The sequence below is a fragment of the Gilliamella sp. LMG 34359 genome (assembly GCF_984569085.1).
This window is the reverse complement of sequence record NZ_OZ474906.1, coordinates 460,189-485,469: the sequence shown is the minus strand read 5'-3', so window position 1 is coordinate 485,469 and position 25,281 is coordinate 460,189. Positions and strand designations below refer to the sequence as shown.

At 33.6% G+C, this 25,281-nt stretch carries 23 protein-coding genes and 1 pseudogene; 9 read left to right on the top strand and 15 right to left on the bottom strand.

Going from position 1 to position 25,281, the window contains the following annotated elements; translation table 11 throughout:
* Positions 1-8 precede the first annotated feature (8 nt).
* Together cysW and AC5LXV_RS02325 are read left to right on the top strand one after the other, a co-directional pair.
* On the top strand, positions 9-875 hold the full coding sequence (gene cysW / locus AC5LXV_RS02330) for a sulfate ABC transporter permease subunit CysW (protein ID WP_493467283.1): 867 nt from the start codon (positions 9-11) through the stop codon (positions 873-875).
* 9 nt (positions 876-884) lie between these two features.
* Positions 885-1,964, top strand: a complete 1,080-nt coding sequence (locus AC5LXV_RS02325; protein ID WP_493467282.1) for a sulfate/molybdate ABC transporter ATP-binding protein — start codon at positions 885-887, stop codon at positions 1,962-1,964.
* A 24-nt stretch (positions 1,965-1,988) separates the two neighbouring features.
* Here AC5LXV_RS02325 and AC5LXV_RS02320 read toward each other — a convergent pair whose 3' ends face one another.
* The 5 genes from AC5LXV_RS02320 to sat form a co-directional block, all read right to left on the bottom strand.
* Positions 1,989-2,942 carry a LysR substrate-binding domain-containing protein gene (locus tag AC5LXV_RS02320; RefSeq protein WP_493467281.1) on the bottom strand — a complete coding sequence of 318 codons (954 nt, stop codon included), beginning with the start codon at positions 2,940-2,942 and terminating at the stop codon, positions 1,989-1,991.
* 364 nt (positions 2,943-3,306) lie between these two features.
* Positions 3,307-5,073, bottom strand: a complete 1,767-nt coding sequence (gene cysI / locus AC5LXV_RS02315) for an assimilatory sulfite reductase (NADPH) hemoprotein subunit (protein WP_493467280.1) — start codon at positions 5,071-5,073, stop codon at positions 3,307-3,309.
* A 47-nt stretch (positions 5,074-5,120) separates the two neighbouring features.
* Positions 5,121-6,920 (bottom strand): assimilatory sulfite reductase (NADPH) flavoprotein subunit, encoded by a 1,800-nt coding sequence (locus AC5LXV_RS02310; protein WP_493467279.1) that lies wholly within the window; start codon positions 6,918-6,920, stop codon positions 5,121-5,123.
* A 139-nt stretch (positions 6,921-7,059) separates the two neighbouring features.
* Entirely contained in the window at positions 7,060-7,695 is a 636-nt protein-coding gene (locus AC5LXV_RS02305; RefSeq protein ID WP_065602911.1) for a phosphoadenosine phosphosulfate reductase domain-containing protein, read from the bottom strand.
* A 49-nt stretch (positions 7,696-7,744) separates the two neighbouring features.
* Positions 7,745-8,905, bottom strand: a complete 1,161-nt coding sequence (sat, locus tag AC5LXV_RS02300; RefSeq protein ID WP_493467278.1) for a sulfate adenylyltransferase — start codon at positions 8,903-8,905, stop codon at positions 7,745-7,747.
* 268 nt (positions 8,906-9,173) lie between these two features.
* Between sat and AC5LXV_RS02295 the strand changes: the two are divergent.
* From AC5LXV_RS02295 to AC5LXV_RS02265, 7 genes and pseudogenes are all read left to right on the top strand, one after another.
* Positions 9,174-9,299, top strand: a pseudogene (locus AC5LXV_RS02295) (phosphorothioated DNA-binding restriction endonuclease family protein); the annotation flags it as partial.
* 247 nt (positions 9,300-9,546) lie between these two features.
* The gene (locus tag AC5LXV_RS02290; protein WP_493467277.1) at positions 9,547-10,806 is read left to right on the top strand and encodes a DNA cytosine methyltransferase; all 1,260 of its coding nucleotides are present in this window, start codon (positions 9,547-9,549) and stop codon (positions 10,804-10,806) included.
* Between the two features lie 17 nt (positions 10,807-10,823).
* Positions 10,824-13,010 (top strand): ATP-binding protein, encoded by a 2,187-nt coding sequence (locus AC5LXV_RS02285; protein WP_493467276.1) that lies wholly within the window; start codon positions 10,824-10,826, stop codon positions 13,008-13,010.
* Positions 13,000-14,031, top strand: a complete 1,032-nt coding sequence (locus AC5LXV_RS02280) for a hypothetical protein (protein ID WP_493467275.1) — start codon at positions 13,000-13,002, stop codon at positions 14,029-14,031. Before AC5LXV_RS02285 ends, AC5LXV_RS02280 begins: the two co-directional genes overlap by 11 nt.
* A gap of 468 nt (positions 14,032-14,499) precedes the next feature.
* Positions 14,500-14,760 carry a hypothetical protein gene (locus AC5LXV_RS02275; protein WP_493467274.1) on the top strand — a complete coding sequence of 87 codons (261 nt, stop codon included), beginning with the start codon at positions 14,500-14,502 and terminating at the stop codon, positions 14,758-14,760.
* A gap of 422 nt (positions 14,761-15,182) precedes the next feature.
* The gene (locus AC5LXV_RS02270; protein ID WP_493445662.1) at positions 15,183-15,779 is read left to right on the top strand and encodes a GntR family transcriptional regulator; all 597 of its coding nucleotides are present in this window, start codon (positions 15,183-15,185) and stop codon (positions 15,777-15,779) included.
* Positions 15,780-15,784: 5 nt separating this feature from the next.
* Complete coding sequence (locus tag AC5LXV_RS02265; RefSeq protein WP_086326590.1) at positions 15,785-16,426, top strand: GntR family transcriptional regulator; 642 nt, start codon at positions 15,785-15,787, stop codon at positions 16,424-16,426.
* A 42-nt stretch (positions 16,427-16,468) separates the two neighbouring features.
* Here AC5LXV_RS02265 and AC5LXV_RS02260 read toward each other — a convergent pair whose 3' ends face one another.
* From AC5LXV_RS02260 to AC5LXV_RS02215, 10 genes are all read right to left on the bottom strand, one after another.
* On the bottom strand, positions 16,469-17,311 hold the full coding sequence (locus tag AC5LXV_RS02260) for a fumarylacetoacetate hydrolase family protein (protein WP_493467273.1): 843 nt from the start codon (positions 17,309-17,311) through the stop codon (positions 16,469-16,471).
* Between the two features lie 77 nt (positions 17,312-17,388).
* A complete protein-coding gene (locus tag AC5LXV_RS02255) occupies positions 17,389-18,672 on the bottom strand; it encodes an MFS transporter (protein ID WP_110434847.1) in 1,284 nt (427 codons plus the stop codon).
* A 103-nt stretch (positions 18,673-18,775) separates the two neighbouring features.
* On the bottom strand, positions 18,776-19,390 hold the full coding sequence (gene ttdB, locus AC5LXV_RS02250) for a L(+)-tartrate dehydratase subunit beta (RefSeq protein ID WP_034884698.1): 615 nt from the start codon (positions 19,388-19,390) through the stop codon (positions 18,776-18,778).
* Positions 19,387-20,289, bottom strand: coding sequence for a L(+)-tartrate dehydratase subunit alpha (ttdA, locus tag AC5LXV_RS02245; protein WP_086326586.1), 903 nt, complete (start codon positions 20,287-20,289; stop codon positions 19,387-19,389). The genes ttdB and ttdA overlap by 4 nt, the downstream gene beginning before the upstream one ends.
* A 468-nt stretch (positions 20,290-20,757) precedes the next feature.
* The gene (gene dagF, locus AC5LXV_RS02240; RefSeq protein WP_493467272.1) at positions 20,758-21,501 is read right to left on the bottom strand and encodes a 2-dehydro-3-deoxy-phosphogluconate aldolase; all 744 of its coding nucleotides are present in this window, start codon (positions 21,499-21,501) and stop codon (positions 20,758-20,760) included.
* A gap of 21 nt (positions 21,502-21,522) precedes the next feature.
* Entirely contained in the window at positions 21,523-22,632 is a 1,110-nt protein-coding gene (locus AC5LXV_RS02235) for a DgaE family pyridoxal phosphate-dependent ammonia lyase (protein WP_493467271.1), read from the bottom strand.
* A 76-nt stretch (positions 22,633-22,708) separates the two neighbouring features.
* Positions 22,709-23,581: a PTS system mannose/fructose/sorbose family transporter subunit IID gene (locus tag AC5LXV_RS02230; RefSeq protein ID WP_110434849.1), complete on the bottom strand. Its 873-nt coding sequence runs from the start codon at positions 23,579-23,581 to the stop codon at positions 22,709-22,711.
* 1 nt (position 23,582) lies between these two features.
* A complete protein-coding gene (locus tag AC5LXV_RS02225; protein WP_034884326.1) occupies positions 23,583-24,329 on the bottom strand; it encodes a PTS mannose/fructose/sorbose/N-acetylgalactosamine transporter subunit IIC in 747 nt (248 codons plus the stop codon).
* 25 nt (positions 24,330-24,354) lie between these two features.
* Positions 24,355-24,840 (bottom strand): PTS sugar transporter subunit IIB, encoded by a 486-nt coding sequence (locus AC5LXV_RS02220; protein ID WP_034884328.1) that lies wholly within the window; start codon positions 24,838-24,840, stop codon positions 24,355-24,357.
* A gap of 4 nt (positions 24,841-24,844) precedes the next feature.
* A complete protein-coding gene (locus AC5LXV_RS02215) occupies positions 24,845-25,264 on the bottom strand; it encodes a PTS sugar transporter subunit IIA (RefSeq protein WP_034884330.1) in 420 nt (139 codons plus the stop codon).
* Positions 25,265-25,281: the final 17 nt, after the last annotated feature.

Below are 25,281 nucleotides of genomic sequence, written 5' to 3'. Positions count from 1 at the left end.
GTAAATTTATGCCGATATTGCCAACAAACCCAATAACCCCAATAACCGATAAAAAACAAGCACTGACCAGTGTACAGTTATTCTTAATACTACTAGCGATATTATTGTTTTTAATTTTGTTATTTTTACCGCTCTTGGTAGTATTGGCACAAGGTCTTGCCAATGGGATAACGGCTTTTTGGCAGGTGATCACAGAATCAGATACCTTAGCGGCTTTTAAATTGACACTTATTGCTGTTGGTGTGGCGGTGCCTTTAAATGTCATATTCGGTGTGTGTGCTGCTTGGGTTATCACTAAATATCAATTTAAAGGTAAACAGATATTAATGACCTTAATTGATTTACCGTTCTCTATCTCTCCCATTGTTGCGGGTTTAATCTATGTACTGCTATTTGGTGCACAAAGTGCATTATATCCTTTTTTACAGGCATGGAATATCCAAATAATCTATGCCATTCCCGGTATTATCTTAGCAACCATTTTTGTTTCAGTTCCTTTCGTCGCAAGAGAATTGATTCCAATAATGATGGCGCAAGGAACCCATGAAGAAGAGGCCGCCAGTGTTCTTGGCGCAAATGGTTGGCAAATTTTTTTCCATATCACATTACCAAATATCAAATGGGCATTGATGCATGGCGTTGTTCTTTGCACTGCTCGCTCACTCGGTGAGTTTGGCGCGGTATCCGTTGTTTCTGGACATATTCGTGGTTACACCAATACGTTACCCTTACATGTAGAGATTTTATACAATGAATACAATATTGTTGCCGCATTTAGTGTTGCGATTTTGCTGTTAATTATGTCGCTTACATTACTATTGATTCGTCAATGGATTGAACGACGCTTAGTTAATGAACTTTATATAGGTCACTAAGGGGTAGCTATGGGTATTACACTACAGAATATTAATAAAAGTTTTAAAAACTTCGATGCCTTAAAAAATATTAACTTTAGTATAAAACAAGGTGAATTAGTTGCACTCTTAGGTCCTTCAGGTTGTGGTAAAACCACATTACTACGCATTATAGCGGGTTTAGAAACAGCCAGCTCAGGTAAAATCTATTTTGCCGATACTGATGTAACACAGCTGAGCGCTAAACAGCGAGATATTGGATTTGTGTTTCAAAATTATGCACTTTTTCGCCATATGAATGTAGCAGAAAATGTGGCATTTGGATTAAAAATGAAACCAAGAGCAATACGACTGAGCAAAACCGCGATTGATGAGCGGGTTAATCAGTTACTTGGATTAGTTCAGCTAGAAAATTTTGCTCAACGTTATCCTGACCAACTATCTGGAGGACAACGACAGCGAGTTGCTTTAGCACGAGCGTTGGCATCAAAACCTAATGTTTTGTTGCTTGATGAACCTTTTAGCGCCTTAGATGCTAAAGTTCGTAAAGATTTAAGACGCTGGTTGCGTGATTTTCATCATGAACTCAATGTTACTAGTATCTTTGTTACGCATGATCAAGAAGAGGCGTTAGAAGTTGCTGATAAAATAATTTTAATGAACCAAGGTCAAATAGAACAAATAGGCACGCCAGCGGAAGTTTATAAACAACCCAAAACAGCATTTGTTGCGCACTTTTTAGGGGACGTCAATCTATTACATGGTTACATTGAAAATAATACCTTAATTATTGGTAATTTCCGAAAAGATATGCAAGAGCAAGGTAAATGGGCTGATCAGTCGGCTATCGCTTATGTTCGACCTCATGAAATCAGTATTACTAAAACGGCCAGAAAGAATGATATCCAAGGGCAAGTAGTACGTATCCATACCGCTGGGCCAACGGTTTTTTTAGAAATTGCAGTAGTAGGACAACCCAAGCATATTGATGTCTCGGTAAGTTATCGTCAATATGAACAACAGCAAGTTGAATTGGGCGACAATATCTATTGGCAACCGATACTTGTAAATATCTTTGTTCAAGATGAGCTGTTTGAGTTTATGATTTAATACGTATCGTTTTATTAATATCAATTAAATCTGATAATCAGGCACTTTGGAATGAGTTTGATCAAACAAGGCATGATTTTTAATATCTTCCAATGAGAGCTCTTGATTACATAATTGAATAAAACGCCAAATATAATTACGTTGTAATTTATGACGCTTTAAGCCAAGCCAAGTAACATGTGACTCAAACAGATGTTTTGCATCTAGTTGAACCAAGTTTACATCATATTCAGGGTTATACATTTTATTGCCTAAAATACCAATTCCTAAACCTAATTCAACGTAAGTTTTTATAACATCAGGTTCTTGGACGTTCAATGATATATTAGGTGCCAATCCTATCGCTGAAAATGCTTTATCGATGCTTTTGCGAGGAAAGATCCCTTGTCGATAAGTAATTATGGGTAAGGGTTGCAACATATCTAATGTTACTTTGTCGGCTTTGGTTAAAGGATGATCTTTCGGTGTCACAATCGAGTAATGCCAACGATAAAAAGGGTAGGTAGCAAGAGAGCTATTATCAACTCTTTCATTATCAATACCTATATCAGCCTCGCCTGAAAGAAGCTGGGCAATAATCTCACTTGATGAGCCTTGATTGATAATAATATGGACTTTCGGAAAAAGTACTCTAAATGATTTTATAATGTTAGGGAGAATATAACGAGCCTGTGAGTGGGTTGTTGCTATTACTAAAGATCCTTCATCTTTATTTGAAAAAATGGTTGATAAACGGTGTATGTTATTAATTTCATTTAAAATACGTTCTGCAATCACGACCAGTTCTAATCCTGGTTCAGTCATGTTAATTAGGCGTTTTCCTTGGCGGATAAAAAGATCAATATTGAGTTCTTCTTCTAACTCTTTAATATGTCGACTTACTCCAGATTGGGAGGTGTATAAAGTATTTGCTACTTCGGTTAAATTATAATTACAACGCGCTGCTTCTCGAATAATTCTTAATTGTTGTATGTTCATGATAGCGATCTTCCAAGAAAAAATTACTTTATTCCCATCGATATAATTGTATTGCATTAATTTAAAATAATTTGCTGTATATAATTAATAACATGTACTAAAAAGTGAATTATTTAAAAAAACGGATCGCCACCCAGCATAAACACTGTTATCGAACTGGTTATAGGCAGGTTATCTAATTTATAAATTATGTTTATTGTTAATTTTATTAATAAAATTAGATAGTTTAATAACTCACTTAAGTATAAAAGAACATATAAAAAAGACAAATATGATTAAGTAATAACCATATGCCTTATTGCTATATATGTTTTTTATCAGCAAATAAGCACGTCATAAGGTTCTACAAACCTGTATATGATCTTTAATTAACGACCTGATAAAAATCAATCGCTGAGTTTACTACTGGTTTGACAATTTCATGACGGATAACAAAATCGCCAAAACCTTCATCTTTATTGCGATGAATTGACCAAGCTTCAATTAATGGTTCTAGCGCTAATAAAATTTCATCAACACTTACGTTTTCTTTATATAAACGTGGAATTCGTGTCCCTTCTCGATTACCACCAAGATATAAATTATAGCGACCGGGCGCCTTACCAACCATGCCTACTTCGGCCAACATCGCTCTTGCACAGCCATTAGGACAACCTGTCACTCGTAAAATAATATAATCTTCAGATAAGTGATGCTGAGTTAACATCTGCTCAATTTGAGTGACAAACGTCGGTAAAAATCGTTCGGCTTCGGCCATAGCAAGAGGACAAGTTGGGTAAGAAACACATGCCATGGAATACTTACGTTGTAATGTGACCGTATCGTCAAGCAGCCCATACTCTCTGGCAATTTTTTCAATGGCTTCTTTTTGTTGTTCCGGAATATTAGCAATAATTAGATTTTGATTAGCAGTAATGCGTAAGTCACCTTGATGAATTTTAGCGATCTCAGCAACACCCGTTTTTAATGGTTTGTTTGGATAATCAAGTAATCGTCCATTTTCAATAAACAGCGTTAAATGCCAGTTATCATCAATACCTTTATACCAACCAAATTGATCACCTCTTTGCGTGAATTTATAAGGTTTACTGGTCAAAAAAGCACTACCTGCGCGTAGCTCTACCTCTTTTTTAAAGTTTTCCACACCGACACGTTCAAGTGTATATTTGGTTTTGGCATTTTTGCGATTATGACGGTTGCCCCAATCGCGCTGTGTGGTAACAACGGCTTCTGCAAAAGTCAGTACTTTTTCTACTGGAATAAAACCAAAATCATCCGCTTTACGAGGATAGGTTGTTTTATCTCCATGAGTCATTGCCAAACCACCGCCAACTAACACATTAAAACCTATCAATTCACCTTTTTCGGCGATAGCGACAAAACTAAGATCATTGGCATGAACATCAACATCATTAATAGGCGGGATAACCACCGTGGTTTTAAATTTACGCGGTAAATAAGTTGAACTTAAAATGGGTTCGCTGTCGGGTGTGGGTAGTTTTTCACCATCTAACCAGATTTCAATATAAGCATGGGTTTTTGGTAAAAGATGTTCTGAAATTTTGCTTGCCCAGTAGTAAGCTTGTTGATGAACTTTTGATTCTATTGGATTTGAAGTACATAAGACATTACGATTGACATCGCCAGCGGTGGCAATCGAATCAAGTCCTATATTGTGTAATAGTTGATGAGCTGATTTAAGATTGCGTTTAAACAGGCCATGAAACTGAAATGTTTGCCTTGTAGTCAGCCGAATACTGCCATACTTTGTTGCCTCGGTGGCAAATTTATCAATCGTTAACCACTGTTTGGGAGTGATAATCCCTCCCGGTAGGCGGCAACGTAGCATCATGTTGATTAGTGGCTCAAGTTTTTGTTCTAGGCGTTCTTTACGAATATCTCTGTCATCTTGTTGATACATGCCATGTAAGCGGATGAGCTGAGAATTATCACTATTAAAGCCACCTGTTAAACCATTATTCAAATCGTCAACGATGGTGCCACGTAAATAATTACTTTCTCGTTTAAATCGTTCAGAATCCGATAATGGTAGATCTGAGACATCATTTTGCGGTGGTGTTAAATTTACCACTTGAGTTAGGGTAACTGTTTTAGGTTTATCATTGCTCATATTACATCACTCAATAAATTAAAATTAGTTGTTATGTCGGTTATGTGTTAATAAACATCTCGTTGATAGCGTTTTTGACTTCTTAATTCATCCAGATAGTTGATGGCTTGCTCTTGATTGTATTGAGCTTGAGTCATCAGAATTTGTTGTAGTGCTAAATCAACTGCTTTTGCCATGCGCTTCGCATCCCCACAAACATAGATATAGGCACCTTGTTGCAACCATTGCCAGATTTCACTGCCTTGAGCAATTAATTTATCTTGTACGTATATTTTCTCGGCTTGATCTCGCGACCACGCAAGATCGATATTCGTTAACAGACCTTCTTTAACATAATTTTGCCACTCCACTTGATACAGAAAATCAGAAATAAAATGCGGATTGCCAAAAAATAACCAATTTTTACCCGTAGCACATTGAGCACTACGTTGTTGTAAAAAAGCTCTAAATGGTGCAATGCCAGTACCGGCAGCAATCATGATGATTGGCGTATTGGTATCATTAGGTAATCTAAAGTTATCATTATGTTCAACAAAAATTTTGACCTGATCTTGGTCAGCAATTTGATTGGCTAAAAAGTTTGATGCACCGCCAGTACGGGTTTTATTTTCGATCTGATAACGCACCACATTTACGGTAAGATGAACTTCGTCTCCAACTTCATCTTGTGCTGATGCAATGGAGTAAAAACGAGGTGTAAGAGGTCGAAGCAATCCAACTAATGTTTGTGCGGTAAGGTTGCCTCGATAACGATTAAGCATATCAACCAGTGGTAATGTTTGACTCATTTCTATCAAAGCTTCTCTGTCTTTGCTTAAGGTAAGCAGTTCAGGATTTTGAATCGCTTGGGCATATTTTTCAATAATGACAGGTGTATTTTGAGTCAATTCAACATGCTCAATCAGAGCTGTTTTTAAAGTAATTTGTTGACCATTGTGTTCGACCAGTTCTTCACCGGTAAGCTGGGTAATATTAAGAATTTCATCGACAAGCTCATCGCTATTTTGATACCAGACCCCTAACGCATCGCCCGGTTGATAGCTAATATCAGAACCGGTAAGGTCGAATTCAATATGACGGATATCGCGATCCGAATCGCGAGAAGTAATTTTTTGATTCACATTAACGGGTGCAATAAAGGGATTATTGCGGTGATAAAGGCTACTGTTAACAACGACACTGCTTGAAGTATTATTTTCTTTTGATGATATTGAAGTCGATTGTTGTAGACTGCTAAGTTTATCAATTACTGCCTGTCGCCAATTGGTAGTTACAGTTTGAAAATCCGTATCAGCATCAACGCGTAATAACATACGCTGAGCATCTAATTCAGCTAATCGTTGATCAAAATCTTTAGCAGCTTGACAGAATTTTGGATAAGAAGAGTCACCTAAACCCATTACCGCAAATTGTAGATTTGCCAATTTAGGGGCTTTGGCAGCAAAAAGGTATTTATAGAGTGGTAATGCTTCTTCTGGTGGTTCACCCTCACCTTGTGTTGAGGTAATTAAGATTAAAATTTCTTCCTGACTCAATTTTTTGGCTTTGTATTCGCCAGCAGGCAGATGAGTTACTTCAATACCTAAACGCTCAATATCTTGAGTTAACTCATTTGCTACTCGACGAGCATTACCTGTTTGTGATGCTGATAAAATCGTAACTTTTTTCGCTTGCACAGCTTGCGTTACGTCGGTGGTAGTTGTGATATTCGGTAACGCTTGTTCATTTGAATTTTTTTCTGCAAGTCCCCATAAATATCCAGACAACCAAGCGAGCTGTTTATCACTGGACTTTTCAATAATTTTTTTTAATTCATCACAATTAAAAGGAAAATGTTGTGTGCTCATGTGATTCCCTTATTTGATAGCTTTTGCGCTATCGGTAAATTGCCAGTACCTAGCAACCTTAAAATGTTCTGTTAAATCCTAATAATATTGTTTTACTCAACGATTATCAGCAAAGTCCAATGTGTATCTATTTCTAAAATCAAAAGGTTATTTTATGTAAGCCACACTCTCTACCTTGCGGTCCTTTAGTTGGATCGACATAATCCATCTCATTAGGTAAATTAAGTTTTTCGATATAGTTCTGCATATCTTGACTTGTCCAGTCGAGGAGAGGGGCAATCTTAAATAAATTATCTCCCGCTTTTGTCACAATATTTAACTCCTGTCTTAACGCAGATTGTTCACGACGTAGCGCAGTAAACCATAGCGTTGGTTTGAGTGTGGCTAAAGCACGATTAAACGGCTCAATTTTGACAATTTGGGTAAACTCGGTATGTTCTGGGGTATCTAATTCAGGTAATCCACCGTATCGCACATCTAAATAAGCTGTCGTTCGTTGTGGTACAAAAATATGTAGATTTAGATTAAGTTGCTTTGTAATTTTATTGGCAACACGGTAGGTGGAATTTGTGGCATAACCATTATCAACCCAAACAACCTGAATATTTGGGTCAACTTGGGTAACAAGATGAAGTAACACCGCTTCATATGGTCCAAAATGGGTACTAATAATACTTTTGACAGGAATATCTTGTTGCTTCTTTAACGCCCACTCAATAATGGTTAACGGCGACTGATTTTGTAATTTCTGGTTAACTTTGGTTAAATCTAGCATGGCTTTCCTCTTTATCAACTTATCGATGAGTAATTATCTATTTTGCATATTACTGGTTTGCCCATTGGTATAATTCAGCAACGACTTCTGGGCGACTAAATGTTTCAGGTATGGGCTCTTTTGTTTGCAAACGCCGTCTTACCTCAGTACCTGAAATAAGAACGCGCTCACTACTGTCATGTGGGCAAGTTTTGCTTGATGCCATACCTGCACATTTATGGCAATAGAATGTCCAGTCAATTTTGATGGGTTTAATAAGTAAATCTTCATCCCGTAATTGGGTAAAAATCTCTTGTGCAGCAAACGGCGAATAATAATTACCGACACCAGCATGATCACGACCGACAATAAGATGACTACAGCCATAGTTTTGCCTAAAAAGAGCATGTAGTAACGCCTCTTTGGGTCCAGCGTAACGCATATCTAAAGGATACCCAGAATGAACAACAGAATCAGGCACAAAGTAGTTATAAATTAGGGTATTAATTGCTTTCAAACGAATATTTGCCGGTACATCACCTGCTTTTAAATTGCCAAATAGAGAGTGGATAAGTACCCCATCAAAAAGCTCTAATACTGTTTTGACTAAATATTCATGTGAACGATGCATAGGGTTACGCGTTTGAAAGGCGGCGATTTTCTGCCAACCTAATTGATTAAAACGTTCTCGTGTCTCTTGTGGTGTTAATGCATATTGACCAAATTGCATTTTAAAACCATTATCATGGAAAACACGCACTTTACCACCTAAATTAACAGGTGGCTGAGCCATAAGCATTGCAACGCCAGGATGATTTTGATCGGTTGTTGTAAACACCTGTATCGCTTCAAATTGCTTATCTGGTCGATAAATACTATCAACATTTAAAATACCAATTATCTGCCCATCGGGTGTTTTGAGTGCAATATCATCACCCAATTTTAAGGTATCAGCTTGAGCATCGGTTACGGATACTGTGATAGGAATTGGCCAAAAAACACCATTTGCTAAATGCATATTATCGCAAACACTGCGCCAATCTTCTTCCCGCATAAAACCATACAGTGGCGTAAAACCGCCAATTCCTAACATCACTAAATCTCCAGCTTCACGACTTGATAGCGTAATTGCGGGAAGATTTTTTGCATAATGCTGTAATGCCAATCGATCATCGTCTTTAACAAGAAGTGGTTGTAACTGGTCACTGGCGTGAGGAGGGATCAAAGCCATAATGTTTCCTTACCTATCTAGTTTTAATTAAGCTTAATTAAAAACGATTAACGACAAATAAGGAAATATCAATTTTACATACCATTATGCGATTTACGCATATTCATAAATTGGTTGGGGTTTGTGAGGGTTAAAAATAATTTTTTAGATCTAACTAGCAAATATTGATTCATTTTTACATACTAACTTGGAATTTTGTGAGGTAGATCACAAAAACAATACGATATTTGTAATATTTTCCAAATTATTACCTTTATTTTGAGTGCTAATGGATATTAAACAATTACAACAACAAATTACCAAAATCACTATTTGGAAAAAAGGCGATCAACGAGCTCCACATAAACCTTTATTATTACTTTATGTATTAGCACAATATAAACAAGGTCATGATTACTGAAAAATAAGCTAATCCAAATTGAGGATTAATTATGAAAATTAATTTATGAAATATAAATAATCAAAAGTGTTATATAAGTTGTAGCAGATATTTTAAAAATATGTAAAGGAGGTTTATTCAACCTCTTCAAAGAAGTTACTTAAAATATAAATAAAACTTAATTTAGTTGTCAATTAAATAGATTTCAAACTTTATTACTAATATAATGAAAAAATTTAATTAGGAATCATTATTATAAAAAATGATATCAAATACAAAAATTAAAAAAAAACAAATGTTAAATTATATTGATCTTTTTGCCGGAGCAGGAGGGCTTTCAGAAGGTTTTATCCGTAATGGTTTTAAACCAATTATTCATGTTGAAATGAATACAGATGCATGCTATACGTTAAAAACAAGATTAGCTTATCACTATTTACAAAATAATAATCGCTTAGATCATTATATTAGTTATTTAAGAGGTGAAATTTCTCGCTCTGAATTGTATGAAAAAATCCCCCAAAATTTGTTATGTTCAATTTTAAATCTAAAAATTGAAGATACAACCTTACAACAAATTTATAAACAAATTGATACAAATCTTAAACTACAAAACTCAAAAAATGTGGATTTACTTATAGGTGGTCCGCCATGCCAAGCTTATTCATTAATTGGACGGCATGCGATTGATTGGAACAACGATGGACGAGTAAAACTTTACCAATTATATGGCAAAATTCTTGAAAAATATAAACCAACGATGTTTGTTTTTGAAAATGTTCCGGGTATTGTGAGTGCAAATAATGGAAGATATTTTAATGATTTAAAAATATATTACGATAAACTTGGTTATAACGTAGATTATCAAATATTAAATTCCAAAGATTATGGTGTTTTACAGTCACGAAAGCGCATTATTATAATAGGAAGTTTAAAAGAAAAAGAATTGAATTATCCTGAGTTTCCAAAAGAAAAACAGCAGTATATAGTGGCTGATATTTTTCATGATTTAGCTATTTTAAAAGCAGGAGATATAATACCTGTTGGTAGATACACAAAACCAGCCTCAGATTACCAGAAAAAATATAATACAAGAAGTGATTTAGATTTTTATACTCAGCATATTACAAGACCCCATAATAAAAATGATTTGGCAATTTATACTATCGCACAAAATAAATGGAACAATGAAAAACATAGACTTAAATACAATGATTTACCTGAAAAATTAAGAACTCAAAATAATATCTCTACTTTTTTAGATAGATTTAAAGTTGTAGATTCAACTGGACTTTCTCATACATTAGTTGCTCATATTGCAAAAGATGGACATTATTATATTCATCCAACACAAAATCGTTCTATTTCTGTTCGAGAAGCAGCTAGATTACAATCTTTTCCTGATGACTATTTTTTTGAAGGCTCTAGAACTGCTGCATTTACCCAAATCGGTAATGCTGTACCACCATTAATGTCGCATGTTTTAGCTAAAACTATCAAGAAAATTTTAATTAGTCGGTAATATTTTTAAGAGGTTTTATGAATAGTATTAGAGCAAATATTCGCCCTGCAGGACGCCATGTATTAACGATAGGTAAAGAGTTAATACAAGATTTGCATACAGCCCTTATAGAGCTTGTTAAAAATGCCTATGATGCTGATGCAACAAAAGTATCCTTAGAATTTTCTTTAATTGAAAGTGATAATATTCAAGTATTGAAAATTTCTGACAACGGTCATGGCATGACAACTGACGTAGTTTTAAATAATTGGTTAGTTCCTTCAACTGATGATAAATTGAAACGAAAAATGAGTCCTTCAGGTAAAAGGATAATGCAAGGTAGAAAAGGAATTGGTAGATATGCAGCGTCAATTTTAGGAGAAGATTTACTTTTAGAAACGATTGATAAAAAAGGATTAAAAACAAAAGTTTATTTGGAGTGGAATGATTTTGAAAAAGCGGAATATTTAGATCAAGTTGAAATTGTAGTTGACTTATCTACAAGTTCTTTACCTTCTGGTACCACTCTGACAATAAAAAGTAAACTAACTGAATTTAAATGGAACCAAAAACAATTTAATGAATTGAAATTTCAACTAAAAAAACTTATTTCACCACCAGAATTACCAAGCAATAATCCATTAAATGACACTTTCGAGATTGAATTAGTTACACATAACTTTTTAGAAAAAGATATTAATGAAATTATTGAACCTTTTCCACTTCTAGAATTATCTGATTATAGAATAAAAGGAAAAGTAACAAGTTTAGGAAATGTAGAATTATTATATACTTTTCAAAAATATAAAGGTCAAAAAGAGACAATTCCAATCATTTTTTCTTTAGATAGACAGACATTATGTGGTGACTTATATTTTGATATACGAGTATTTGATCGTAGTGCTGAAGATATAGATAATTTAATAAGCAAGGGTTTAAAAGATGAGCAAGGATATTATGTAGGAAAAAATCAAGCCAAAAGCTTATTGAATGCAAATAATGGTATTGGAGTTTATCGAAACGGTTTTAGAATTCGTCCACTTGGTGATCCAGGATTTGATTGGTTAGAGCTAGATAAACGCCGTGTACAAAATCCAACTTTAAGAATCGGTAGTGATCAAGTTATCGGTTTTGTTTTAATCTCGTCAGAAGAAACATCTAATCTTATAGAAAAAACTGCTCGAGATGGATTAAAGAACAATCATGCTTATGAAGATCTTATTAAAATAACCCAATTAGTTATTGCTAAATTAGAAGAAAAAAGAAGTCTTTTCCGACAGTCTTTATCAAATAAAAAAAGAATTTCAACTGAAAAATTGGCACAAGATACGTTTTCATTTGAAAATTTAAAAAATGAAATAAAACAGTACTTAATTTCTAAAGATACAGCACCTGAGATAATAGCTGAAATTGTTTTATCAATTGATAAAGATGCAGAAAAAAAACAAGAAAAATTAGAATTTATTAAACAGCAAATCGCGATATTTCAAGCTCAAGCAACATTAGGAAAACTTGTTCAATATGTTATCCATGAAGGGCGCCATTATATTAGTTATATACGTAACTCAATTGATTCTTTGGGTTATTATATTGATAAATTTTTAAATTCTTCTACCTCTGAACTTACTGACCAAATTAAGAATACGTCTAAAGAAATTGATAAAAACGCTCTAGATCTAGCAAAACTATTTAAAAAGTTAGATCCTCTAGCTGTAGGAAAAAGAGAGAAACCTATTGAAATTAACTTAGAAACAGAAATTAAAAATGCTTATGAGAATGCTTATTCATCTATTGTAGTTGAAGAGTCTTACGAGAAGAAAGATATACTTTTAAGTATTACTGATTTTGATGATATATCTATCAAAGGTTATAAACAAGATATTATTTCCCTATTTGTTAACCTTTTTTCAAATAGTTTGTATTGGATGATAAAAAATAATTCGGATAAAAAGCATATTATTATTAATTGTATAACTGAAAAAAAACAAATCCAGTTTATTGACTACAAAGATAGTGGACCAGGAATAAATCCAGAATTGATTGAATCAGAAATTATATTTGAACCAGGTTTTACAACAAAAATAGATGGTATAGGAATAGGATTAACCATTGCAGGAGAAACTGCAAATCGTTTAGGTTTTGATTTATTAGTTTTAGAATCTTCCAATGGTGCATATTTTCGATTAATAAATAGAAAAAGAGAGGAATTGGAAAATGATAATTAATATTTTTTATTTGGAGGACGATAATACTATTATTAAACAGTTTAAAGAGGCTGTATTACGTTATAATGATGAAAATGAAATTACTATCAATTTAACATCGGTTAATGAATTAAAAGAAGCAGAAAAGATTGATTTAAGAGACTTTGATTGTGCCATTATCGATTTAAAAATTGGAAATACTAATGGTGCTGGATCTAGTTATATTTCAAAAATATATGATAAATTAATTAGATTACCAACTATTATTTATACAGGTACCCCAAACGATATTCCTGATAATATACCAATTATGAAGACATTTAGTAAATCAGAAGATAAACATACAGATGTAATTGAATACATACATCAAATTTACAAAACTGGTTTGACCAAAATTTTAGGAGCTAAAGGAACTTTTGAAAAAACACTCCATAATGTTTTTAAAGACATTATGATTCTTGAATATGAAGGATGGGTTAATTACATTAAAAATGATGAAGTTGATGTAGAAAAAAGTCTTTTAAGGCATATATTAAATAATATTTATTATTTGTTGAATAATGAGCATGAAAAGTTTGTACCTGAGGAATATTATCTCAAATATCATTCTGAAAAAAATATTAGTACGGGTTTAATTTGTAATTATAATGAAAAAAAATATATGATAATTACTCCTGCATGCGATTTGGCAAACAGTAAAACTACATATATTCAATTAATTGAGATTGATTCTTTTGATATGGTAAAAGATGATTATAACAAGGTGAAACCTAAACGGACAAGCGAACAAGACTTAAAAAATATAGTTAATAAGAATAATATAGGCTGTTATCACTTTTTACCAAAAACACAAACTTTTGATCAAGGGTATCTAAATTTTAGAAAGTTATGCAGCGTTGAAAAAGAATTTTTTGATAAAAAAATTGAAAGTAAAGAAATAAAACCTGAAGCGCAGATCTCACCATATTTCATGAAAGATATTATTGCTCGATTCTCTTCTTATTATGCTAGACAAGGACAACCATCGATTATTCCTATTTAATCTACTTGATAAATACATTAATTTTATATCCAACTTAATGTATTTATTTGAATTTACAAATATATAGTAAAATTTAATAGTCAAATAGCCATTGATACATCTATTTAATATCAAAATAATGATTAAATAGTTGGTTAAATGAAAATTATCATATTGGATGATTTTGTTATTTGTTTTGTCGATAATCAAAATAACGAAAAAAATAGATATCATTACTTTTTCGCTTTAAAGTAAATTTTTAATAAGAATAAAAAACACCCCAAAACTACTACTCATCACTCTTAGCTTGACTATGATAAGTAGTGCTGATTGTGAAAAATGGGTTGATCATTTACTTGAAAAATACCACTCTTCTCGCGAGAGTGATAAGGCAGTTTGTAAAATATGACCAACTGATGAAAGTAAAAAAATTGTGGTGATACCGTTTTTTAATGAAATCGAAGGGACAATTTATTATGCTTTTTATGTGTGGTTTGTGGATACGCAAAGTGTGAATTTATTGCTCATCATTGGCAACCAGTTGCATTTTATTGTGATGCTATTGAATTAAATAATTTTGAAATCGATACGGCTCGTGATCAACTAAATAATGAATCTCGAGCTTTTGGTGTTAGTACTAATTTTGCACCTCATTCCAATAATGTTTCTTTTTCTGAACAGCAAATTAATCTTTATGAGCAACAAATTGAAAAAGTTGAAAACTATCAATTATTGAATCTTATAAACTAATAAGATAATTAAATAATAATTAACTAGCTTCTCAAGTTAAAATTATTTGAAGCTAAAATCTTAACTTTTCAAATAACTACACTAGCACTTTTAAATTAGTAATAACTTATTATTTCTATCTAAAATTCAATATATTAATAACTACTAAGTAAACTATTTAACTTATTACTTTATATTTATAAATAACGCCATAAATAATGAAACATATATAATGAAAGTAAATTTGGTTATTTTTAACGTAACTTGAGATTGATTAAGTATTTTTAATAATTTAATTAAATATGATTTTTTAATTATATTTAATTGTAAAAATAATCTTATATTTATACTTTTTAAAAATTATTTTAGAATTTGAAGGCTTGTACTAACAGATAATCTAAGGAATAATCTCTGTTCTAATTTTATTTGAAACCGATAATATAATGGATAATATTTTACCAAAGCTGGATAACACTCAAACCAAAGATCGAATAGCAAAGATATTGCGGCAGGAGATCATATCTGGTAGGTTCAAAAATGGTGAACAACTTACTCAAGAACAGATAGCCCAATATCTTAATACATCTAGGATTCCCGTTAGAGAAGCGTTTCTTATATTAGAATTAGAAGGATTTTTATCGCGATTACCTAATCGACACGTATTAGTAGTAGGTCCGAAGATTGATTTGTTAAAAGATATTTTTGAATTAATCGCATCGGTTGAGATCCAAATTATCAAAATATTGTTAAATTCAAAAAAAGATATAAGAAATATACTTGTTGCAGATGCCAAACAATTTCGACAAGTTTTATTAACCGAAATCGACAATTATTTTATTAAAGAAAATTATTCAAGACTATTAGTGGGTTATCCGCAATATGTTTGGGATAATATTGAAAAAAAATCTAGTGATGAAGATTTACATAATAGTTTAATAGCATCAATTCAGACACATGAATTAAAAGCAATAGCCAAATTTGTATACAAATATTATTTTTCATTAGCTGATAGTTTAACAAAAAAGTTAAATAGGAGTTAACCTAGATGAATCAATTGCAACCACTGAAGTTACTACCAATGAGAGAACGAATAGCTTCGGTTTTACGCAAAGCCATTTTAACCAGAGAGATACAAGAAGGCACAATTGTGACGCTTGATGGTGTTGCATCGCAATTGGAAGTTTCAAATACCCCAGTCAGAGAAGCTTTTCAGATTTTGGCTAGAGATGGTTTTATTAAATTGCGCCATAATAAAGGGGCAGAAGTTTTAGGAATTACTAAGAAATTTATCAAAGATCACTATGTGACTCGCGCAGTTTTAGAACGCGAAGCTGTCGCTGAAGTTTGCCAAAATAAAGCCGATCTATCCGAAATTATTGATGCTTATCAATGTGGAAAAAACGCTATTGAAAATGATAATTACGTTGATTATACCAATTATAATCAAGCGTTTCATATGGCAATTTGGGCCGCATGTGGCAATAATAAAATTAATTCTATCTTATCGGAAATGTGGAATGGATTATCATTAGGTTCGAATATTTCTGAGCAAGAATACGCTATTCTTTCATCTAAAGAACACGGTAATATTTTGAATGCAATGATTGAATATGATGCAGAATTGGCAAAAAATCTTATGTATCAGCATATCATTCGCAGCATGGAAGATATGCTAACACGTTTTTAAGTTTTAATTTTTTACATAAGTAAGGAAAAACAGAAGTTTAGGTTAACAGTCCAAAATTTTATTTTTTAATTTACCAATTTGACTAATTTCAACTTCAATAATATCTCCTTCTTTCATAAACAGCGGGGGGGTTCTTTTTTTGCCAACGCCTCCTGGTGAACCTGTTATGATAACATCACCGGCTTCAAGTTTACTGAATCTTGAGATGTACTCAATTAAATAAGAAATAGAGTAGATCATATTTCCTGTAGATTCACTTTGAACTTGGAGTCCATTTAATGAAGTTGTAATGTGCAGTTTTTGCGGATCAGTAATTTCATCAGATGTGACTAGCCAAGGCCCAAACCCACCCGTTTTTGGCCAATTTTTACCTGAAGTAAACCAAGTATATTGCATATCTCTGACGGAACCATCCATAAAACAGCTATAACCAGCAACATGCTCTAGAGCTTTTTCTTTTGATACGTTACTGGTCGTTTTACCAATAATTACTGCTAATTCACCTTCATAATCAAATTCATTTGTTGAATTGGGTTTATGCATGAATTCATTATGTGCAACAAGCGAATCAGGAAATCGAATAAAAAGTGTTGGGGCATTGGTAGATTGTTCAAATTCCTTTCTTTTTTCTGGATAATTCATTCCCACACAAATTATTTTATTTGGATTATCAATAACAGGTAAAAAATGAATTTCATTTAGCGCATAATCTGGATGCGCCAATTTCAATTGTTTTAATTCACTTAAAATATTGTTAGAAATGGCTGATTTTAGATCTGGATAGTTGTCACCTAACTGTTTTTTCAAGTCATATACATTGTCATTTTTAACACAACCCCATGTTTTTTCATGTGTTAGTGGTGACAAAAAGCTTAATAGCTTCATAATAAATTCCTTTTTCAAATTTAATTGCCACTTCTGACTAAAGTGGCATTTTTATTTAAATTCATATAACAATTTTGTTATTGAGCTTGTCGTTTTTTATTATTGATACCAATAATTAACGTTAAAAAGGCTGAAATCATTAACATTCCGGCAACAAAATAAAGTGCATAAGAAAAATCACCCGTTGCCTGTTTTAACCAACCAATTAATGCCGGTCCAGCAAATCCACCTAAATTACCTATGGCATTTATCGCCGCTAATCCGGCAGCAATAGCTGGTCCATTTAAAAATTGAGATGGAATACTCCACAATGGTGGTTTGCAAGATGATATACCAATATTAGCCATAACTAAGGCAATGGTTGCAATAATTAACGCTGTAGCAAGGCCGGCAATAATGAAACCAACGCAGGCAAGTAAACACGCACAAATAACATGCCAGGTTCGTTCATTTGTTTTATCCGAATGTTTCGCCCACAAGATCATCGTGATTGCAGCTAATGCCGGTGGTATGGAATTAATATAACCGACTTGAATTGTGGATAAGCCAAAAGATTTAAAAAACATTGGAGACCAAATATTGATCGAATAAAGTCCAGCAGAAGTACCAAAATAAACAATCGCTAAGGTTAATACCCTAATATCAGTTAATCCTTTCCATATACTGGTTTTTATTACTGCTTTTTCCCCTTGTTTCTCTTTTGCAAGAGTATCGACTAACCATTTAGTTTCGTCTTCTGTTAGCCAGCTATTTTTTTCTGGTTTGTCATTAACATAAAATAATGTAAATATCCCCATTACCGCGGCAGCAATCGTACACATTAAAAACATTAATTGCCATCCTTTAAATCCAAATGCGCCGTGTAAACTCATAATGATTCCGGCTAAAGGTGAACCAATCATGGCTGAAATTGGTGCCGCAGCCATAAAGAACGCTATCATTTGAGCGCGTTTCTTTATTGGAAACCATGTGGATAAATACAATATGATTCCAGAAAAAGAGCCTGCCTCAGCTACTCCCAATAAAAAACGAATAATATAAAAACCAGTAACTGTTTCAACATAAATCATACATGCTGTGATTACAGCCCAACTTAGCAATATTCTAGCTAACCAAATACGAGGTCCCACCTTTTGCAAAATAATATTAGATGGGACATCAGTAATAAAATAACCAAGAAAAAAAAGTCCAGCCCCAAGTCCAAAAACGGCATCAGAAAATCCCAACTCCTGATTCATCGTTAAAGCAGCAAAACCAATATTTATTCTATCGAAAAACCCAATGAAATAGACTAGCATGACATAAGGAACTATTCGTAATGTGATTTTTCTTAATGCTGTTTGCTCTAAATTTTGTTTCATTACATTTCATCCTTCTCACTAAAGACAAATTTTTTGTCTTTTATTAAAACTTCCAACATAACGTTAACCTTTATAATTTTGATGTTACTATGGATAGTTACCGTTATTTAATAAACCTGACTTGCGGAATAATTTCTTGGTAAACTTCTTCCTTGCGTTGATTGAAAATGATTTTGTTATTTTCAAATAAGTTATTCCCTTCGGTATCAATTGATACAATCAAAGGACCTAATTCTTTTACTTTACATACCCACAATGTTTCAGGCATACCAAGATCTCGCCATTTAGCATCAACTATTTTTTCAACTTGTGTTGCAGCAACAACAGCACATCCAGCCGGGAAAACAACATGTATTGCTTTATATTTTTTACAACCCTCTTCAGTATTTGGCCCCATTCCACCTTTACCAACTATTAATTTCACGCCTGTTTGTTCAATAAATTCTTTTTCAAATTTTTCCATTCTCATGGAAGTTGTTGGTCCAATAGATATCATTTGAAATTCATTATCAGATAATGCTTTAACTATTGGTCCTGCATGAAAAATTGCACCACCATTTATATCAACCGGTAAATCTAATCCTTGTTCAATTAATCGACGGTGAGCCACATCACGACAAGTTACAATATAGCCAGTTAGGTAAACGATATCCCCAGCTTTAATTCCTTCTAAATCCTCAGATTTTATTGGGGTGGTTAATATTTTCTTTTGGCTCATAGTGTTACTCCTTTGTGACTTATCGTTTGGTAATTCAACTCTTTATCAAATACAATTGTTCCTCTACGGTGAGACCAACAACCAACATTTACTGCCACACCAATCGCCGATGGATGACGTGCACCATTTTCAACATGGACTCCCATAACTGAATATTTACCAGACATACCTTGAGGACCTAATCCTATTTTATTTATGCCATCTTCAAGCAGCTGTTCAAATTTAGCGGCTTTTTCATTGGCATTTCGAGATCCGATTGGGCGCATAAGCGCTTTTTTGGAAAAAAGTGCTGCTGTTTCTACTGAAGTAGCCACACCAACACCAACAAGTAGCGGAGGACAAGCATTTAATCCATAGCTGGTCATTACATCTAAAACAAATTTAGTTACCCCTTCATAACCAGCACCAGGCATGAGTACCATTGCTTTACCTGGCAAAGTACATCCGCCACCAGCCATGTAAGTATCAATTTCAACGACATCACTATCAGGAATAATATCCCAAAAAATATAAGGCGCATTTGTACCTATATTTTTGCCAGTGTTTTTTTCATCAAATGTTTCAACACAGTTGTGTCTAAGAGGGGCGGTAATTGTGGCTTGAAATACTGCATTAGTTAAAATGTTTTCTAATTCACCAATAAGAGGAAAATTCGTACCACATCTTACCGAAAACTGTAAAACGCCCGTATCTTGGCAACATGGCCGATTCAATTTCATCGCAAGATTTTGATTTTCCTGCATAGTGCTATAGATGACTTTTGCTAATTGACTTGTCTCTTTTTTGCTTAGATCTTGAAGTTTATTTTCAACATCGTCAGGTAATTTCTTACCTACAAGGGCTACAAACTTGCTCATTATTTCGGTCATATTAGTCACAAGTTTATCTTTATCTGACATAAATTATCTCCTAGTTGATGGTGATAGATTTAGATATTTAGAAAAATATATTCTGAGAAAATTAATTGCCTATCTATGAGGTGTTTTCCTAAAAGAACATGCTTCCATCTAATATTTTTAATCTCCTAACACTAAGTAATATGAGAATTATTGACCCAATTACTTAGTCATTATTAAATTATATAAATTTTATTTTTAATTCAATGTATTTAATAATGTATCCAATTATTTGTGAGCAAGTTCTCACCAAATTAGTTTCCGATGGAATTTCAGTTATTAATTTCTAATGCTTAATTTAAGTTTAATTTATTGAATTAATTGGGTTTATTATCAGGATAACATGGCCATAAAACTAAAATTGACAGATTTTGCTATGAGTAATTTTTTATTAAATGAGGTTATTTTATTGAATTTTAGGTTTAAAGTGCACTTAACTTAACAGTCAATACTGTTAAGTTAATTTATCATTTATAACAACTCTCTCGTCATATCCATTAATGTTTTTACATCTTGAGGCTTTGTTTTTCCACTGTTTTTATCAATAATTGAGCTATAAATATGAGGAATCACTTTTTTAACCCCAGCATCTAAGGCTATTTTTAAAATGGTGGCATAATTGTTTAAGTCAATTCCGCCAGTCGGTTCAAGAGCAAAATTAAGTTCAGCACAGCATTTTGCTACATATTTGAATTCATCAATATATTTTAAACCATCCATTGAAAAGTATTTTACTGAGCTTCCCCCCATATCTTTTAACATTTCAATAGCTGTTTCAACTGGAACTATGCCATCTGGCGCTTTACAACTTAATGGTCCGGTTGAAATTTTAACCAATCCAACTTTACCTGTTGGTGAAACTAAACCATTAATGACGGTATTATCTTGTCCGAGTAATGCTCGACTGGTGGCAACACCCGTAAAAACCTGATTTATATGTTGTGGTTGCAATACACTAGAAATCTCTGAAACCATCTTAGATTGATTAGGATCACCGGCACCTAAACCTATAGAGATAGCGTTATCAATCGCCATTGCATATTTTTTCATTTCAGTTATTGCCTGCTTATTAGTAGGATAATTTTTAGAGAGAACACCAACTACAACATAAGTTTGTGCTGCCTCATACACTTCTTTAGCATTTTCGATGGAATTTGCTAGTACATTTAGACACACTCTATCTTGATAATAATTAGGGATACATTTGTTAGTCATACTTTTATTCCTTTAATACAACTATTGTTGAATAATCGTTTTAATTTTTTGATAAATTACATCTAATTGTGCTGCCGATAGGCTACGAACATCAGCATCAACTTTCCCTTCATTGACTTTATACTCGCGAAAATAAATAGCGATATCTCCCTCTTTCATCAGTTTTACTATGTCGTTAGCCGTTTTACCGATTATATTTTTATCAAAGCTTATTTCAGCACGCGCTATATCTCGACCAGCACCATCCCATACAACTTTAGCGGATACCCCGTTTAATTTATTTAAGTTGGTAATAAATGGTGTCATCTTTTCAATCATCTGTTGGCCGGTCTCATTAATTGGCTCACTCATATACAATTCGATAGCTTTGGTTAATCCTAAAATACTTTCTTTACCAACTTTCATTGGACGACCAATGCCATTAGATTGTTTTTTTACCCATTCGATTGCTTGATGACGACCAACCACTAAACCACTAGTCGGACCTTCGATTGCTTTAGCGCCACTATAAATAACGATATCTGCACCTTGTTGATAATAAGTTTGTAAATCTTCTTCTGCTGCGGCATCGACAATCAAGGGTAGCGCATGTTTTTTCGCCACACTTAATGCTTCAGCAACAGATAACATACTTTTTTGAACACAGTGGTGTGATTTCACATATAAAATGGCTGCCGTATCAGAACTAATCATTGCTTCTATATGTTCTGGCTTACATTCATTGGCATAGCCAGCTTCAACAACAATACCGCCTCCCAATGAGACCATTGTTCCAATAGGCGCACCAAAATTAACATTATGCCCTTTGGGTACAATAATCTCTCTTGGTACATATTTGTTTGATGAGTGAAGATTATATAGAAGATCTTGATCATCTTTGACGATCAGTGCCGCCACCGATTGCACAATTCCGGCTGACGCACATGAAACAACTACCGCATTTTCAGCATTGAGTAATTTAGCAATATATTGACCGGTTTTATCGATCAAATCTTTCATCTCAAAGTATTCATTTAAACCTAGAGTCACTGCTTGAGTAACTTCTTTTCGTGGTGTCGAAACACCTAAAATAGTCATTCGACCAGATGCATTAAGCACTTTTTTTAGATGATATTTTTCATAGATAGACATTTTTATTCACCGATTAATCACTATAATTTCAGCACTAAATAAATTGCTAATATTTAGTGCTGATTTTCTAAAAAATTTATAATATTCCGAGTAGGGAACTAACGACGCTAATTACCACAACAGATATAAGAATTGTGGTATAACGAGGTCCTTTTTTGATGAGATAGAAATAGATCGAGAATACGGCAAGCAGAGGTAATAACCCAGGTGCAATTGAATCAATTATTTCTTGTACTACCACTTTCGTGCCTTCTGCGGTACTAAATACTAACGGCGTTGTTAAATTAACATAATTAGCTGAGAGAGCGCCCATCATAATTAGCCCTAATACATTGGCGCCATAAATTAACTGCTTCATTTTACCATCTTGTAATAGCGTAATAATGGAATCACGACCAACGGTATATCCTTTATTAATCAAACCGTAGCTCAAAATTAAGGTAATTGCCGGATATAGAATTAATGGCATAATTCCTCCCATTGCACTACCATTAGCGGCAAAAGGGATAAATAGTGCAATTAAAAGAGGCATAATAGCAGCCCAAATAATAGAATCACCAATACCAGCAAGCGGTCCCATTAATCCTGTTTTGATACCGGTTATTGAACTATCAGATATATTCTCACCCAAACTTTTTTGCTCTTCCATTGCAATAGCAATGCCTTGAATCATTGAGCCAAACGTTGCTTCAGTATTAAAAAAGTTCAAATGACGTTTTAATGCTTCTGCTTGCTCTTCTTTGGTGTGATAGAGTTTTTTAATAATTGGTGTCATCGATGCACAAAATATTAAACTTTGTAAACGTTCATAAGAACTTGATAACTCAGCACCTAAATAGTAGATAAGCCAAGCTTTACGAATATCATTTTTAGTTAAACGACTACTTTGTTTAGCTTTTTCAATCAATTCATTTTGCATAGTATCAGAACTAACTTGATTTCCATTCATCTTATACATCCTCTTTATTTGCGAAACCTTTAATTAAAAATGCTAAGCAGGTTCCAAATATAGCCATAGCCATTACATCAACTTTTAAGTAAAGAACAGCGAAAAAGCCACCAATAAAATAAGGTAATAAACTCTTCTTACCGATAACCATGATGGTGATAGCAAAACCTAACGCAGGTAAAATTCCGCCGATAATTTCAAAGGAGTGGGTTAACCATGTCGGCATTAAACTTAAGAATTTTTCTACTACTGGCTGACCAAAAAAATTCGCCGCAAAAACAACAGGAAAGCGAATAACAAACCCAAGAATAGATGGATAAACAAAAGCACAGCGCATAATGCCACCCATATTTGCTTGTTCGGCATGTTTATCAGCCATATGTACCCATATAGCATTTAAAGTACGTCGTAACTGATCAACGAAAACACCAATAACGCCAAATGGAATCGCAAGCGCAATTGCCATATTGGTATCCATACCCGATTGTACGGCAATTGGAATTGCAATACAGGCAGCTAAAGCGGGGTCTGATGGCACATTACCTCCTGGTGTGGAAGTGACCCCCAAGTAGACTAATTGCATTCCAGCACCGATTATCATTGATGCAGGCATATTACCGGTTAACAATCCAACAAAAATGGCGACAACTATTGGTTGTAGAAGCATTGCTGACAGGGTATAACCGAATCGCAAGCGAGCAAACCAATAATAAAGTCCCATGCAGACTGCAATCATTAAGGTACTCATACATCTCTCCTAATTAAATAAATCATTAATATTTTTTTAAAACATCATCGACTGGTTGAGGTTTATCTTCTGGGATGGTTTGGAAGTAAACATTCACACTCGCTTGCTTAAGTTTTTTGAGTATCTCAACATCAGCATCATCTAAAGTAATATTTTGAAAAACAGCTTTACGATTAGGTCCACCACCTAAGCCACCAACTTGTATTTGATCAATATTGAATCCCATTTCAACAGCTTGACAAACAGTGGTTAAATTAGGGAATAACACTAGTACATTTCCATCGCCAAGTTGATTTTCTAACCATGATTTAACAAAGCTTTGATTACCAAAACAATCTACTTTGACATTCGGAGGAGCTGCCATTAAGTAGATATTTTTCATAAATGGATCGTTTTCCAATTCATCGCTAACCACAGCTATTCGATTGGCTTGAGACTGACCAACCCATTTTGTTACGACTTGACCATGAATTAAACGACTATCAATTCGACATAACACGATATTTGCCATAGTTTTAGTTCTCCTGAAATTTTTGTTTTATTTCTGCTAGTACATCTTTGCAGCTTTCTTGGCCAACTCCGACTAACTCGTCAACGATATTCATTAGTGGCCCTTCATCTTTTCGATTAATTGCTTCGATCAACAACAAAGCATTAAGTCCTGAAATAACCGCAATAGGGTAATCAAGACTTAGACGTGCTGCGACATTAGAAGTGGTGCCACTTATGAAGTCAGTAAGAATCAGCGAGCCTTTTGGCATGGTAACCACTTGCTGTTTAACTTTTTCATAAAATTCATTGAATGTATCGTTAGCGGTTAACGCGATATCAAATACTCCCTCGATTTTGCCAAGGATCATGCTTAAACTTTCTTTAAGCTGTTTTCCCCAATCGCCATGAGTGAGTAATAAAATTTGAGATGATGAGTTATTCAACTTTTTGCTCCTTATTA

Coding starts and splice junctions, on each gene's coding strand:
- cysW (WP_493467283.1), top strand. CDS start 9: ATGCCGATATTGCCAACAAACCCAATAACCCCAATAACCGATAAAAAA.
- AC5LXV_RS02325 (WP_493467282.1), top strand. CDS start 885: ATGGGTATTACACTACAGAATATTAATAAAAGTTTTAAAAACTTCGAT.
- AC5LXV_RS02320 (WP_493467281.1), bottom strand. CDS start 2,942: ATGAACATACAACAATTAAGAATTATTCGAGAAGCAGCGCGTTGTAAT.
- cysI (WP_493467280.1), bottom strand. CDS start 5,073: ATGAGCAATGATAAACCTAAAACAGTTACCCTAACTCAAGTGGTAAAT.
- AC5LXV_RS02310 (WP_493467279.1), bottom strand. CDS start 6,920: ATGAGCACACAACATTTTCCTTTTAATTGTGATGAATTAAAAAAAATT.
- AC5LXV_RS02305 (WP_065602911.1), bottom strand. CDS start 7,695: ATGCTAGATTTAACCAAAGTTAACCAGAAATTACAAAATCAGTCGCCG.
- sat (WP_493467278.1), bottom strand. CDS start 8,905: ATGGCTTTGATCCCTCCTCACGCCAGTGACCAGTTACAACCACTTCTT.
- AC5LXV_RS02290 (WP_493467277.1), top strand. CDS start 9,547: ATGATATCAAATACAAAAATTAAAAAAAAACAAATGTTAAATTATATT.
- AC5LXV_RS02285 (WP_493467276.1), top strand. CDS start 10,824: ATGAATAGTATTAGAGCAAATATTCGCCCTGCAGGACGCCATGTATTA.
- AC5LXV_RS02280 (WP_493467275.1), top strand. CDS start 13,000: ATGATAATTAATATTTTTTATTTGGAGGACGATAATACTATTATTAAA.
- AC5LXV_RS02270 (WP_493445662.1), top strand. CDS start 15,183: ATGGATAATATTTTACCAAAGCTGGATAACACTCAAACCAAAGATCGA.
- AC5LXV_RS02265 (WP_086326590.1), top strand. CDS start 15,785: ATGAATCAATTGCAACCACTGAAGTTACTACCAATGAGAGAACGAATA.
- AC5LXV_RS02260 (WP_493467273.1), bottom strand. CDS start 17,311: ATGAAGCTATTAAGCTTTTTGTCACCACTAACACATGAAAAAACATGG.
- AC5LXV_RS02255 (WP_110434847.1), bottom strand. CDS start 18,672: ATGAAACAAAATTTAGAGCAAACAGCATTAAGAAAAATCACATTACGA.
- ttdB (WP_034884698.1), bottom strand. CDS start 19,390: ATGAGCCAAAAGAAAATATTAACCACCCCAATAAAATCTGAGGATTTA.
- ttdA (WP_086326586.1), bottom strand. CDS start 20,289: ATGTCAGATAAAGATAAACTTGTGACTAATATGACCGAAATAATGAGC.
- dagF (WP_493467272.1), bottom strand. CDS start 21,501: ATGACTAACAAATGTATCCCTAATTATTATCAAGATAGAGTGTGTCTA.
- AC5LXV_RS02235 (WP_493467271.1), bottom strand. CDS start 22,632: ATGTCTATCTATGAAAAATATCATCTAAAAAAAGTGCTTAATGCATCT.
- AC5LXV_RS02230 (WP_110434849.1), bottom strand. CDS start 23,581: ATGAATGGAAATCAAGTTAGTTCTGATACTATGCAAAATGAATTGATT.
- AC5LXV_RS02225 (WP_034884326.1), bottom strand. CDS start 24,329: ATGAGTACCTTAATGATTGCAGTCTGCATGGGACTTTATTATTGGTTT.
- AC5LXV_RS02220 (WP_034884328.1), bottom strand. CDS start 24,840: ATGGCAAATATCGTGTTATGTCGAATTGATAGTCGTTTAATTCATGGT.